Source organism: Dyadobacter sp. HNCC25DJ187, assembly GCF_056895255.1.
The window spans coordinates 111,435-124,806 of sequence record NZ_JBXHAT010000004.1 but is presented as its reverse complement, the minus strand read 5'-3'; the positions used below and the strand labels follow the sequence as shown (position 1 = coordinate 124,806).

Annotated in this window: 12 protein-coding genes; 7 read left to right on the top strand and 5 right to left on the bottom strand. The window is 41.5% G+C overall.

Going from position 1 to position 13,372, the window contains the following annotated elements:
- Positions 1–10 precede the first annotated feature (10 nt).
- On the top strand, positions 11–907 hold the full coding sequence (locus tag AC1XUE_RS23945; RefSeq protein WP_483358522.1) for a trypsin-like peptidase domain-containing protein: 897 nt from the start codon (positions 11–13) through the stop codon (positions 905–907).
- A 14-nt stretch (positions 908–921) separates the two neighbouring features.
- On the opposite strand, the gene AC1XUE_RS23940 is transcribed toward AC1XUE_RS23945, so the two are convergent.
- Positions 922–1,617: a YjjG family noncanonical pyrimidine nucleotidase gene (locus AC1XUE_RS23940; protein WP_483358521.1), complete on the bottom strand. Its 696-nt coding sequence runs from the start codon at positions 1,615–1,617 to the stop codon at positions 922–924.
- Between the two features lie 380 nt (positions 1,618–1,997).
- On the opposite strand from AC1XUE_RS23940, the gene AC1XUE_RS23935 reads away from it, so the two are divergent.
- The 4 genes from AC1XUE_RS23935 (at position 1,998) to AC1XUE_RS23920 (ending at position 4,521) form a co-directional block, all read left to right on the top strand.
- Positions 1,998–2,597 carry an RNA polymerase sigma factor gene (locus tag AC1XUE_RS23935; RefSeq protein WP_026632052.1) on the top strand — a complete coding sequence of 200 codons (600 nt, stop codon included), beginning with the start codon at positions 1,998–2,000 and terminating at the stop codon, positions 2,595–2,597.
- A complete protein-coding gene (locus tag AC1XUE_RS23930) occupies positions 2,572–2,820 on the top strand; it encodes a hypothetical protein (RefSeq protein ID WP_483358520.1) in 249 nt (82 codons plus the stop codon). The genes AC1XUE_RS23935 and AC1XUE_RS23930 overlap by 26 nt, the downstream gene beginning before the upstream one ends.
- Positions 2,821–2,904: 84 nt before the next feature.
- Positions 2,905–3,552, top strand: coding sequence for an endonuclease III (gene nth, locus AC1XUE_RS23925; protein WP_483358519.1), 648 nt, complete (start codon positions 2,905–2,907; stop codon positions 3,550–3,552).
- A 96-nt stretch (positions 3,553–3,648) separates the two neighbouring features.
- Positions 3,649–4,521, top strand: a complete 873-nt coding sequence (locus AC1XUE_RS23920) for an FKBP-type peptidyl-prolyl cis-trans isomerase (RefSeq protein ID WP_483358518.1) — start codon at positions 3,649–3,651, stop codon at positions 4,519–4,521.
- An 84-nt stretch (positions 4,522–4,605) separates the two neighbouring features.
- Here the strand turns inward: AC1XUE_RS23920 and AC1XUE_RS23915 are convergent, their stop codons facing one another.
- The 3 genes from AC1XUE_RS23915 to AC1XUE_RS23905 all read right to left on the bottom strand — a co-directional run bounded on the left by AC1XUE_RS23915 (position 4,606) and on the right by AC1XUE_RS23905 (position 8,829).
- Positions 4,606–5,748 (bottom strand): DegT/DnrJ/EryC1/StrS family aminotransferase, encoded by a 1,143-nt coding sequence (locus AC1XUE_RS23915; protein WP_483358517.1) that lies wholly within the window; start codon positions 5,746–5,748, stop codon positions 4,606–4,608.
- A gap of 65 nt (positions 5,749–5,813) precedes the next feature.
- Positions 5,814–6,410, bottom strand: coding sequence for a sugar transferase (locus tag AC1XUE_RS23910; protein WP_483358516.1), 597 nt, complete (start codon positions 6,408–6,410; stop codon positions 5,814–5,816).
- Positions 6,411–6,420: 10 nt separating this feature from the next.
- Positions 6,421–8,829, bottom strand: coding sequence for an alpha-ketoacid dehydrogenase subunit alpha/beta (locus tag AC1XUE_RS23905; RefSeq protein WP_483358515.1), 2,409 nt, complete (start codon positions 8,827–8,829; stop codon positions 6,421–6,423).
- A 205-nt stretch (positions 8,830–9,034) separates the two neighbouring features.
- Here AC1XUE_RS23905 and AC1XUE_RS23900 point away from each other — a divergent pair, with 205 nt between their 5' ends.
- Positions 9,035–9,430 carry a DUF1573 domain-containing protein gene (locus AC1XUE_RS23900; RefSeq protein WP_483358514.1) on the top strand — a complete coding sequence of 132 codons (396 nt, stop codon included), beginning with the start codon at positions 9,035–9,037 and terminating at the stop codon, positions 9,428–9,430.
- A 153-nt stretch (positions 9,431–9,583) separates the two neighbouring features.
- Here AC1XUE_RS23900 and AC1XUE_RS23895 read toward each other — a convergent pair whose 3' ends face one another.
- Entirely contained in the window at positions 9,584–12,457 is a 2,874-nt protein-coding gene (locus AC1XUE_RS23895; RefSeq protein ID WP_483358513.1) for a putative LPS assembly protein LptD, read from the bottom strand.
- A gap of 75 nt (positions 12,458–12,532) precedes the next feature.
- On the opposite strand from AC1XUE_RS23895, the gene AC1XUE_RS23890 reads away from it, so the two are divergent.
- Entirely contained in the window at positions 12,533–13,333 is an 801-nt protein-coding gene (locus AC1XUE_RS23890; RefSeq protein ID WP_483358512.1) for an N-acetylmuramoyl-L-alanine amidase family protein, read from the top strand.
- Positions 13,334–13,372 lie beyond the last annotated feature (39 nt).

Here is a 13,372-nt window from a genome sequence, read left to right as displayed (position 1 = left end):
CCCTTTTTCTATGTTTGTTGAAGCTATTGAGTCAGTTGATCAATTTACCCGTCCCATTCATTTTATTCTCCGTTACTACAATGGTAGCGATATAGTACCAGGCACTGCTACCTTATTTTTTGTGAATCAGGATGGATTTGCAGTGACATGCCGGCACGTAGCCCGACAAATTTTATATGCGAATTCAATCTACGAGAACTACATAAAGTTCAGTGGCGAACTTAGAAAGTTTGAAAAGGATCCAGGTTTACAACGGGAACGAACAATCCTGGAGTCCAAATATCGGATCAACACGGAGACGCCTATCAGAATACTATTCAATTTTATTAATTGTGTTTCTGCCTACAAAAGCCTGACAATTCATCTGCACCCAACACAGGATCTGGCAATTATTCAGTTTCGTGACTTTGAGAGCATGCAATATAATGGTCATGCCCGTTTTTTGAAAGATACACGTTTCATTAAGCAAGGACGCTACCTGTGCAGATTAGGTTATCCTTTTCCCGAGTTTACAAATTATCGTTATAATAAAGATATTAACGATATTGAATGGCTCAAAACCGGAAGAATCCATACACCGGGTTTCCCTATAGATGGGATCGTAACCCGCCATATCGGAGACCAGAATGAGGTGACAGGTATCGAGATGAGTACGCCTGGGTTACGTGGACAGAGTGGAGGGCCGCTCTTTGATCGAAGCGGATTGATTTATGGACTCCAGAGCTCCACCCGCCATTTGCATTTAGGTTTTGATCAGATTAATAGAGAAGTGATGACAGACGGACAACGTAAGAGAGTATCCAACTATCCGTTTTTAAATGTGGGGCAATGTGTGCATGCTGATGTAATTAAGCAGTTTCTGAGGGAAAAGAAAGTTACATTTTATGAAGAAGATTACCAGCTTTAGAATTTGATTGATGATTAAAGTATATGCATCAATTCTTCCAGCCGTCTGATATCATAAGTGGGGTTTTGGTCAAACTTTAGTCCTGCAGGATTATAGTAAGCAGTATCAAGGCCAAATCTGCTGGCCCCCATAATATCGGCAATCCAGTTATCTCCGATCATCATACACTCTTCGCGAACGGCGCCTGCCTTTTCTAATGCATAGGCAAATATGCCGGGATCGGGCTTCTTTGTATTAGCATTTTCAAAAGTTACTATATTTTCGAAATAGTGACTGATTCCCGAGCTGGCAATTTTACGTGCCTGTATTTCTGTAAATCCGTTCGTTATAATATGCATCCTGTAGCCCCTTTTCTGTGCGTAGTTTAAAGTTTCAAGAGCACCTTGTAGTAAGTGTTTTTTGGCTGGAAGCATATGCAGGTATAGTTCACCTATTTCCAGGTGATTTTGCGGGCATGGAATTCCAAGTTCTTCAAAAACCATGAGAAAACGTTTCTCCCGAATATCAGAGTGTGGTAGTAAGCCTCTGTCAAAGTCATCCCAGAGTTTTGTATTGATGCGTATGAAACATGCCACAAAATTCTCCATAGATTTGATTCCGTGATCAGCAAGAGATAACTGATGAAAGATATCCTGAAGTGATTCAGAGGAATTTTTCTCGAAATCCCATAGGGTGTGATCCAGATCAAAAAATAAATGCTTATATTTCATTTCGCGGAATAGTTCAATTTTATTTTATTGTCGTTTTGCTGACCGAAAATAGGTTTTTCAGGTTACTTTAAACTCACCTGATCCATATGGTATTTTTTCATCGTATGTTATCAAATAAGTTCTATTATTTGGTGTAATATGAATAGAGGAGCGATTTTTATAGGGAATAGTTATAATTCTTGCTCTCACTTGTTAACATCTGTTAATTGGAAATAATTTGTTTAAAAAAGAAACATAAAGATTTGCAAATTATTACCCAAATCCATTTCTTTGATTCACAATATTAGAAAGCATCTGATTTTTACTTCAATATATCACTAAAAAGAAAGGAGAAACAATATCGACTAATCGCTCTACGTTAACTAAATCGAATAGTAAAAATGGAGAAAGTCCAAGTTAGCGACAGTGAGTTGGTAACATTGTATATCCGTGGTAATGAAAAAGCCTTTGAAAAGCTGGTTCAGCGCCATAAGTCCAGAATCTACACCACTATTTATCTAATTGTCAAAGACCAGTATGTTGCAGAAGACTTATTGCAGGATACATTTATAAAGGCGGTGGATACAATAAAAGGTGGTAGATATAACGATGAAGGCAAGTTTTTGCCCTGGATCATACGAATCGCACACAACCTCGCCATTGATTATTTCAGACGTGATAAACGCTACCCCAATGTAGTGTTCGAAGATGGTAGCAGTGTATTTAATACATTGGATTTTTCGGAGGACTCCGTAGAATCAATCCAGATTCGTCAGGAAACTCATGAGCAACTCAGGGAGATGATCCAGAGGTTGCCGGATGTACAGAAGCAAGTACTGATCATGCGTCATTACGAGGACATGAGCTTTCAGGAAATTGCGGATGCTACGGGTGTGAGTATTAATACGGCATTGGGTAGGATGCGTTACGCGTTAATTAATCTGCGTAAGCAATTTAACCAGCGTGCCCCGCAATATGACAAAAACTTTTACCTACGATGACGTTGTCCGGTACATCTACTGTGAAACAACCGAAAATGAAAATGATTTAATCATTGAAGCCATGTCGCTCGATGAAGATCTGATGAATTTCTACATAGATTCTCTGGAGTTAAAAAGCCAGATGAATAAGATTGTGAAAACGCCTACGGAGCGAACGATCGGTAAGATTCTCAATTATTCTCAACAATTTACAACAAAACGACCAGCTACGCTCTCTTTTTAGGATGAGCTATAATTCGTTTTTCGTACCAGCCATTGCGATTCAGTGGCTGGTCATTTTGGTTTAAGCCCATTAACATTAGATCGTATGCAGAGAAAAGAGCGTTTCAAAATGCTGCTTGATTATTTTACAACCAATTTTCCGGAGCCAGAAACCGAACTTGTTTATGGAAATCCTTTCGAGTTATTAGTAGCGGTAATCCTATCTGCTCAATGTACCGACAAGCGGGTTAATATTGTTACCCCTCCGCTGTTTGAACGCTTTCCGGATGCTGAATCGTTGGCTATGTCTACCGCTGAGGAGGTATTTACATATATTCGATCCATATCTTATCCAAACAACAAGGCGAAGCATCTGGTAGGAATGGGCCGAATGCTGGTGGAGCAGTTTGACTCACAGATTCCTGCCGCTGTGGATGAATTACAGAAGTTACCCGGAGTAGGGCGTAAGACAGCGAATGTAATTGCTTCTGTAATCTTTAACCAGCCGGCCATGGCCGTAGATACTCACGTGTTTCGAGTGTCACACAGGCTTGGATTGGTGCCTTCCACAGCAACAACGCCGCTCGCCGTAGAGAAGGGCCTCATGCGTTACATTCCGTTAGTTATGGTGCCAAAAGCGCATCACTGGCTGATCCTGCATGGAAGGTATATATGCGTGGCAAGAAACCCGAAATGTGCGCCCTGCGCGTTAAAATCATTCTGTGCTTATTATGCCAAAAATGTAGCTGCCTGATATTTTTTTGGTTGTCATTGCAACTCTTTGGATGGAGACAGAGTCTACTGAGAAATGGAGTTATTAAAATATCTGAAAATTTAAAAGTAAAAGGAAATGGGTGGTAAGTTTTTGAAAGTCGGGGTTATGATCGCGACCGTTATTGGGATGGTGTCATGCTTGAATAATGTTGATACCAATGATGAAAAGAAAATCGCTGAGAACGAGGCAGCAATAGAGAAATATTTGCAGGATAGCTCCTTAACTGAAAAGGTAAGCCGAGAGTCAACTGGGTTAATCTACTATAAGCGAACTACTAATGCGGCTGGAGAACTGGCAAAAACAGGTGATGCAGCTACTGTGAAAGTAACTACTTACTTACTAAACGGTACAAAAGTGCCATTCGTAAAGAATGATTCTTCTTTAGCCTTTGCAGTCGATGGTCTTTCAACACAATTTTATGGTCTTGAATTTGCGATTAAAACATTAAGAACCGGGGAGAAGGGATCTTATTTTCTTCCATTTTATCTGGCATTCGGAGCTGGTTCGAGCAATACTGTTCCGGCTTATTCACCAATAAGGATGGAATTAGAGTTTTTAAAAACCAGAACGGAGGTACAACAAATCAACGAGTATATCGCAGCGAAAAAGTATACCCCTTCTGAACGAACTAGTGATAACTTAGTGCTCATTCGTACTAACACCGTCACTGGTGATACAATCGGGTCAGGTAAATCTGTAAATGTTAAATATGTAGGACGCTTTTTTGATGGCACTAAATTTGAGGAAGGGACATTTCCTTTTACAACTAATACTGGTGGTGCAATCGCAGGATTTGATCGGGCTATCAGGAAAATGCGTAAGGGTGAAAAGGCTATTGCTATTTTCCCTTCTAGCTTAGGTTATGGAAAAAATTGTCAAGGTTGTGGCTCCAGAAGTATACCTATCTATCCATATTCACCATTACATTTTGAGTTGGAAGTATTATAGCGCTTATAATTGAGAATGATAAAGTGTGTTGTATTGTTGTGTGCAGGCTTGTACAACCGACATTATAGCGCACTTTTCTATTTGTCATAACAATATTGAGCATATTTCATCAGCTATACGGCATCTCTCCTCCGAGGAAAGTGACGATCCCGATGGCAAACACAAACCTTCGTTAAAAAGTAATTCAGCAACCAATCCACCAAAATACCGCGCATCCTTAAAAAGTGGCTGAAGATGCATAGGCTTCCAAATAGGCCGGGATTCTATATTGCATCTTTCAAGATGAAGCCTTATTTTTTCTCTGTCTAGCCCGACCAGTTTGCGATTCACTAGGATTGCCGTAAGCCAGCGGTTCGAAAAGGCATCCGCAGGTTCAGGTTGAAAAGAAATACCCGGAAGAGCTGATAATTCATGCTTATAAAAAGTATAGTTAGCTCGCCGCTGATTTACCCGTTCATCCAATACTGCCAGTTGTGCTCTGCCGATTCCAGCACAGATATTACTCATTCTGTAGTTATAACCAATTTCGGAATGTTCGTAGTGAACTGCTTCATCCCTTGCCTGTGTAGCAAGAAATCTTGCTTTATCTATGAGCATCGAATCCTCTGAAACCAGTGCGCCTCCTCCTGAAGTGGTAATGATCTTATTTCCATTAAAAGAGAATATCCCCATTTTTCCAAAGCTACCCGCATGTTTATCTTTATACAGACTTCCCAGTGCTTCCGCGGCATCTTCTATCAATGGGACATCATATTTGCTACACAGATAAAGAACTTCATCTAACAAACAAGGCATTCCATACAAATGCACCCCAATTACCGCTTTGGGTTTCTTACCAATTTGATGATAATATCTCAGAGCATCTTCCAAAGCGTTGGGGCAAATGTTCCATGTTTCTGGCTCACTATCAATGAATACAGGTGTTGCGCCCTGATATAAAATAGGATTCGCGCTGGCGACAAAGGTCAATGACTGGCATAGTATAACATCACCTCTATGGATATTTAAAAGAACTAACGCCAGATGCAGTGTAGACGTACCGGACGATAATGCGGATACATGACTCCCATTTGTAAATTGTCCGAGCTCTTTTTCAAATGAGGTAATATTCGGACCTGCTGGAGCTACCCAATTAGTGGCAAATGCTTCATTTATATAGTCCGCTTCTTTGCCACTCATATGTGGAGGAGAAAGCCATATTCGTTCATTAGAGTTTACTGTAGGCATAGGTAGACATTTATGGTAATACGACAGGAATGGAGGTAAGTAATGGCAGTAGCTCCTAAAGACGTTTAACCTCTGAACTTTTCGGGCAGGTCTGTCTCCAGTGAATTTGTAAATATGCCTGTCATAAATTTTGTCGTAGTCTTTATGATAATTTTCATATCAAGCAAAAAGGATATGTTTTTTGTATACCATACATCCATATCCAGCTTTTGTTCCCAGGTGATTGCATTTCTTCCATTCACCTGTGCCCATCCCGTAATGCCAGGCTTAACATCATGACGTTGGTTCTGGACAGCACTATAGAGTGCCAAATATTCAGGAAGTAATGGACGTGGGCCAACGATACTCATATCTCCACAGAACACGTTCCAGAGTTGTGGTATTTCATCCAGAGATGTTCGCCTCAGAATCCTGCCGATTTTGGTAATTCTATCACCGTCTTTTAAGTCACCCTTTTGAAAGAGTTCTTTGGTCATCGTTCGGAACTTAATTATTTTAAAAAACTTACCATGAAATCCCGGCCGTGATTGCAGGAATAAAGGGTTTGAATGATCAAAAAAGTAAATAAGGAAAAATATCAAAACAAAAAGCGGGAACAGGATGATCAATCCTGCTCCCGCTAAAATGAGGTCTAATAATCTTTTTCCCCGGTGCTTATACATGCTGTTTTATCTAATAAAGCTCAGGGAAAAGTTGTGGATCAGATTCATGCATGATTTTGTATACAGCATCCAGTATGTCATCCGCGTTTGGTTTGGTAAAATAATCTCCGTCGGATCCGTAAGGGGGGCGGTGATCTTTTGCTGAAACCGTGACAGGGGCGGAATCAAGCCAGCGATATGCATTTTGCTTTTCTATCACTTGCTGCATCATATAGGCCGATGCGCTTCCTGGCATATCTTCATCTGCAAAAATTACTCTATTCGTTTTCTTAATAGAATCTACAATGCTGTTGTTAATATCGAATGGCAACAGTGTTTGAACATCAATTACTTCTGCATCTATACCCATTTTAGAAAGTTGGGTGGCTGCATCCATCACAATGCGACACATGGATCCGTAAGTAACGATGGTAATATCTTTTCCATCTTTCAATACCTCAGGTATACCAAGAGGAAGGCATATTTCTCCAATATTGTCGGGTAAAGTTTCTTTTTGCCGGTAAGAGTTCAAAGGTTCAACGACCAATGCAGGATCGTCACCTTTGATAAGTGTATTGTAGAATCCGGATGCCTGTGTGAAGTTGCGTGGGACAATAACATGCAATCCTCGTAAACTGCTCAGTATCGTGCCCATCGGAGATCCGGAATGCCAGATCCCTTCGAGTCGGTGTCCTCTCGTTCTGACGATTAAGGGTGCTTTCTGACCTCCCGCAGTACGGTACCTGAGTGAAGCAAGATCGTCAGTCAACGTTGCGAGCGCATAATATATATAATCGAAATATTGAATTTCAACGATAGGGCGAAGACCACGCATGGCCATGCCTATTCCCTGACCAATAATTGTAGTCTCCCGTATGCCGGTATCTGTAATACGTAATGTGCCAAATTTTTCCTGCAACCCTGCCATTCCCTGATTCACGTCGCCGATCATGCCCACATCCTCGCCGATTGCAACAATGCTGGCGTTGCTTTCAAACAAGGCGTTAAAGTAAGATCTGATTACCTCACGACCATCCACAACCGGACTTTCATCGCTGTAAACAGGGAAGATAGATTCGACAAGAAGTGGTGATTCAGGTGAATCACTATACAAATGTGTTCCGAAGCGGTCTGCGTTATCTTTGAGGCTTTTTCTCAGTGAAGTTTGTAGTTGTGTTTTTGCAGATGAGTTGTCATTACCCATCAGACGCAACGCTTTGCGAACACTAGAAACCATATCCTTTCTGGTCGGCAGATATGTTTTTGACAATTCCAGGACAAGTTTACCAACTTCATCGCCAGCGCTGCTTTCCTTTGATGCATTTTGGAGGAGCTCTATGGTAGCAAGGTACTCTTTATCCAGTTCAGTTCGGTATGCCTGCCATGCTTTATTTCTGGATTGATTAGCGGTTTCCTTTGCCTCAGTTTCAATTTGTTCCAGTTCTTCCTCTGTGCAATATCCATTCTGCAATATCCATTGGCGAAAATGCTTATTACAATCGTACTCTGCTTCCCAGCTTAATCGTTGGCGAGACTTGTATCTTTCGTGCGATCCGGAGGTGGAATGTCCCTGAGGTTGCGTTAGTTCCGTTACGTGAACCAGTACCGGTATTTGTTGCTCCCGGCAAAGTTCAGCAGCACGTTGGTACGTTTCAAGCAGTGCCGGATAATCCCAGCCGGCTACTGTAAAAATTTCTAATCCGGGCTCTTCTTCGTTACGCTGCAAACCAGCCAGTGCTTTGGAAATACTGCCTTTGGTAGTTTGGTATTCTATAGGGACGGATATGCCATAACCATCGTCCCAAACTGACATAAGTAAAGGAATTTGCAATACGCCGGCGGCATTCATGGCTTCCAGGAACATTCCTTGTGAAGTGGAGGCGTCGCCTATTGTTGCAAAAACAATCTCGTTTCCATTCTTGGAAAAATTTGAGAGGTATTGAAGATCCTTATTTTCACGGTATAGTTTTGATGCGTAAGCCAGTCCGATTGCACGCGGCATTTGACCGGCTGTAGAAGATATATCGCAAACAGAATTATATATTTTTGTCTGATCAAGCCATTGGCCATTTTCATCCAGCCATCTTGTAGAAAAGTGTCCGTTCATAGACCGTCCTCCCGTGCTGGGTTCATGCTGGATATCAGCATGTGCATACATTTGAGCGAAGAAGCTCTGCCATGTAATATTTCCTACAGCAGCCTCGATCGTCTGGTCGCGGTAGTAGCCCGACCGAAAATCACCTTTCCTGTAAGCGTGTGCCAGCGCGATTTGAGCTACCTCCTTGCCATCACCGAAGATTCCGAATTTAGAGCGGCCGCCCATCGTATCCTTTCTGCCCAAAAGACTTACCTGGCGGCTTTCGCACGCAATACGGTAGTCATTGGTAACACTTTCCTTACTCAACACGCTGGAACCGGTCAAACTATCATTCTCAATCATAAGCAAACATTACGGGTTTGAAACCGTAGTTAAGTTACATTTTTTTGGAAGTACCCCAAAATTATACAGGAAAATAATATTCATAACAATTATCTTCTCTTCTTTGAAGCCTTTGTTAATATTGGTTAATGTTTATTAAATTTAAGCTTTATCAATTAATCTTGTTATTGAATTATTTTTCACCACTTAATATACCTATACAATTATGAAAGTTTTCTTTTCAGCATTAGTTCTGATCCTGGGCCTGACAACTGTTAGCTTTGCGCAAAAAGGTGTTTTGAAATTTAAAGAAGAAACACATAAATTTGGTAAAGTACCACAAGGTACTCCTGTTACTCATGAGTTTGTTTTTACGAATACAGGTACTGAGCCTGTAGTCATTTCAAACGTAACTGTTTCATGTGGATGTACTACTCCGGTATGGTCTAAGAACCCAGTTGCTCCGGGGAAAACAGGTACTGTAAAAGCAACTTTCAATGCGGCGGCATCAGGTCCTTTTAATAAGCCGGTGACAGTTTTCAGCAATACCGAAGGCGGTGCTATCACACTTTATCTGAATGGTGAAGTGGTTCAAAAAGCAGCAGCGAAGACTTCTAAATAATATTTAGAAACATATTTATAGGAATAGCCGTCCCAATGGATGGCTATTTTTTTGTACCTTAATAATGAGGAAAAAAATGTTTATATCTTGATAGTCTTACGATTAAAACTTGGTATGTAGTAGTACGCTCTATCACCAAGGTGTAAGTCAATTCTAATACTCACCCAAATCTCTGAATGAACGGCGACGGGTAACTTTCAGATCCTGTAAAACACTCGATTTTACTTTCAGAGTAAAGTTATAGTTACTGGCACGCTGGGCACTTCCTGCAAATGGTGTCCAGCTGAAACTCATATCCCAGCAGTGGAGGTCGCGATAAAGTGTAAGTGATGTGATGGTAGGCTGGAATGCAGCAAAGTCGAAACCTGTATTTACGCTGACTTTGAAATTTTTGGACAAACTCAGATCTCCTGTAACCTGCAGAGCCTGGATTAATGTGGCAGCTGAAAGTCCAGGTTTTGTCAGTCCGAAGTTGTAATTCAGTGAAACATTCCACGGGATACTGAAGTCCACATACATGTCAGGATTGTTCTGCACAAATTCGCGCTGCTCTGGCGTGGCTGTACTGTTTCCGCCAGGTGCCGGTTTATTTTTGTCGGTTGTAGATGATTTGGGAGAAAAGTTAGTGCCTAATGTAAAACCCAGATTTTGGATACTCGCTAAGCCCTGACCCTGAGTGATTGCATACTTATTGATCTTCGTCCCTGTCGTACCAAAGGAGCTTGGCACATAGGCATATGGATCCAGGTTCATATTAAAGTTCAGATTGAGATTTTTCCCTATCCTGGCATTGGCATTGATGGCGATATTAGATAAGTTCAGGGAGTCCGCCATCAGGTTGTAATTACCTCCGAGGCTGAGGTTGTCCAGCAAAGATACTTTTTCAAATTGCTGTGCCGCAGTATCGCTTTTTGATTTCAGCTTCATTTCGAAAGAGTTATTTAAACTGAAATTGATCACACTGGAGGCACGGCCATTACTTGCTGTGTTGCCTACTCCTCTGAACCGTGAAAGCCTTTTTCTGTCTCCATCGATATTGTACCGGACTTCCTGATAAAAACCGAAGTTATCACCTGTGAAATCTGGTGTATAGCTAAAAGACAGAGATGGAATTACTGTATGTCGTATGGCTTCCAGTCTTTTACCTTTCACAAAAAAAGTACCGTAAAAACGTGTATTCAACCCCCCTCCGAATGAATAGGAATATTCCGTACCTACTTTGTCAATGGTATCGATCCTTACATTATTCCCTCCGGCATAACTGTATTGGTACTGCTTGGTAAATACCTCGCCATTCAACGACATGCTTGGCGTAAGGTTAATGAATTTCAACAGCTTAAAGTTAGGTAACGAGATAGGAAGGCTATAGCGTCCGGTGAATTGGGCATCCTTGAATATAGCAGGGAAATTACCCGTATTAAATGCAACAATGTCTGTTTTGCCTAGCCTGGCTGTGTCTGCAACCAGGTTGGTCACTCTGAATCCCAGTCTTGAATAAGAGGTGTCAATAGCAGAAAGCGTATTGCTAAGTGCATAACCTCCGCTGAAATCCAGTCCCAGACGGAAACTTTCATACCATCTTCCCCTGCCACCATTCAATGCGAAAGGTGCGATCTGATTGACACCCAAATTGAAATCAGATGAGACATTGGTGGTACCATTTTCCCGCCGGCCGGTTACCGTATTGAGCTTTCCGAAATTCTGGTTTACACGTACACTGGCTGCCCCACGTAAATATTGACCCATGGTACGGGTATACTGTACAGAAGATGCCGCTACGTTAGACGTATACTTAGTTGTGGAAAGTTCCTGAGTCTGATTGTAACTATTGCTGGTAATGTTCACATTAGCAGAAAAGGTCGAATTACCTCTTGCTTTGGGTGCGTGTGACCAGATCAAACTGAAATCGTTCGTAACGCCTTCTCCTGTCCTTTGCCGGATTTCGTCACTGGATCGGTTTCTGGCTATTCTGAAAGCAAAATTACCGTTATATTGATAGCGCTTGGAATAGGTCGAGGCTAATCCAACCCCCCAGCTACCGGATGAATAGATCTGCCCGGTTACAGCAGCATTTACATATTCGCTGATGGCAAAGTAGTAACCTCCGTCACGCAGGTAGAAACCACGGCCGTTGGGTTCTTCTCCATAGGTTGGGAAAAGGATTCCTGATGTTCCAATCTCCTTTTTCTTCGGAAAAGGGAAAAATCCGAAAGGCAAAGCAATGGGAAGCGGTACATCTCCGATGACAAGATTAAATGGGCCTGATATCACCTGTTTCTGGTTTACCATCTTAATCTTGGGCGCATTAATGAAATAATGTGGGTGTGTGAGATTACAGGTTGTATACATCGAATGCTGTATGTAGAAGTTGCCCTCAGCATCTTTTTTCACCTTTTCTCCACGTATGTTTCCATCTCCTTCAGTAGTTACAATTCCCTGAATAATGGCTCTTTTTGACTTGAAGTTATAACGGATTTCTTTGGTATTATAAATTTGTGCACCATCCTGAAAAATAGGTTCTCCAGCCATTTTCTTTGCTGTTGAGTCGTATGTGCCCACCGCATATACTTCGTTTGTAACCCAGTTCAGTCGGATATAGTTGGCTTTTAGATTAATGGTTCCGTAAGTGACAACTGCATTACCATATAGATGAACCTGTTTCAGTACTACATCAGATATAGTAGAATCCTCAGAATCATATTTAACCATGAATTCCAGATCATCTTTGTTTGCAAGAGAATCTGTTGCAGTAGAATCAGAAGCAATGGCAACACTGTCCCGAACAGATAAGGTGTCTCCGGGAGTTTTGATGGCAGCTTTAAGTGTATCAGACAATGATTTGTTGGCAGTCGCTCCGGCTATGGTAAGTGTATCACGTTTTGCTGCTATCTGGCTGGTTCCTTTTTCTTTAGTAAGGTTTTTACCGGATCGCCCCAAGCGCAACTGCACACATCCCATCGTGCCGATCAGAAGAAACGTCACAAATCCTAGCGATATAATAATCGCCTTTCTTTTCAGTTCTAACAAATAGAGTATTTTTGCATAAGGAATATCAAAATTAGTGGAGAAACCCCTAAAGAATAACGCCGTAACTAAAAAATAATGTTAAAAGTTCTTAAAACCCTGATTTTAGCCTGTTTTCTATTCACAAGTCTAGCTTTTGTATATCAGGAAGTACCAGTTTCAGCACCCAAAGTCGATAGCAGAGTTAAAATAGTTGTCATAGATGCAGGACATGGAGGAAAAGATCCTGGTACCAGAGGCAGAACTACCAACGAGAAGGACGTTGCACTGAGTGTAGCACTCAAGTTGGGTCGGAAGATCAAAGAAGAAGCACCGGATGTAAAAGTACTTTATACCAGGTCTACCGATGTCTTTATCGAATTGGGTGAGCGCTCTGCTTTTGCTAACAGAAATAATGCCGACCTTTTTATTTCTATTCATTGCAACGCGACTCCACGTTCTAAAAATGTGAGAGGAACTGAAACTTTTGTAATGGGTTTACACAAGACAGAAGGTAACCTGGAAGTGGCGAAGCGTGAGAACTCCGTAATTTTACAGGAAACGAATTACAAGCAGAAATACAAAGGATTTGATCCCAGTTCTCCACTTGCACATATCATGCTTGCCAACTATCAGAGTGCATTTATCTCAAGCAGTCTGAGATTTGCGGATCAGGTTGAAAAGAAGTTTCAGTCCGTTTCCGGTCGTGATAGCAGAGGTGTGAAGCAGGCTGGTTTTCTTGTTCTATGGAGAGCAGCAATGCCCAGCGTCTTGATTGAAACAGGATTTTTATCAACACCTGATGAAGAAGAATATCTAAAATCTGACGACGGTCAGGACGAGGTAGCACATTCTATCCTGCAGGCATTTAAGGTTTACAAAAAAGAGATGGATCAATAGCATGGCAATGCTTACATATTAAATATTGCGTATCATTTA

Coding starts and splice junctions, on each gene's coding strand:
- AC1XUE_RS23920 (WP_483358518.1), top strand. CDS start 3,649: ATGGGTGGTAAGTTTTTGAAAGTCGGGGTTATGATCGCGACCGTTATT.
- AC1XUE_RS23890 (WP_483358512.1), top strand. CDS start 12,533: ATGTTAAAAGTTCTTAAAACCCTGATTTTAGCCTGTTTTCTATTCACA.
- AC1XUE_RS23915 (WP_483358517.1), bottom strand. CDS start 5,748: ATGCCTACAGTAAACTCTAATGAACGAATATGGCTTTCTCCTCCACAT.
- AC1XUE_RS23910 (WP_483358516.1), bottom strand. CDS start 6,410: ATGTATAAGCACCGGGGAAAAAGATTATTAGACCTCATTTTAGCGGGA.
- AC1XUE_RS23945 (WP_483358522.1), top strand. CDS start 11: ATGTTTGTTGAAGCTATTGAGTCAGTTGATCAATTTACCCGTCCCATT.
- AC1XUE_RS23935 (WP_026632052.1), top strand. CDS start 1,998: ATGGAGAAAGTCCAAGTTAGCGACAGTGAGTTGGTAACATTGTATATC.
- AC1XUE_RS23940 (WP_483358521.1), bottom strand. CDS start 1,617: ATGAAATATAAGCATTTATTTTTTGATCTGGATCACACCCTATGGGAT.
- AC1XUE_RS23900 (WP_483358514.1), top strand. CDS start 9,035: ATGAAAGTTTTCTTTTCAGCATTAGTTCTGATCCTGGGCCTGACAACT.
- nth (WP_483358519.1), top strand. CDS start 2,905: ATGCAGAGAAAAGAGCGTTTCAAAATGCTGCTTGATTATTTTACAACC.
- AC1XUE_RS23930 (WP_483358520.1), top strand. CDS start 2,572: ATGACAAAAACTTTTACCTACGATGACGTTGTCCGGTACATCTACTGT.
- AC1XUE_RS23905 (WP_483358515.1), bottom strand. CDS start 8,829: ATGATTGAGAATGATAGTTTGACCGGTTCCAGCGTGTTGAGTAAGGAA.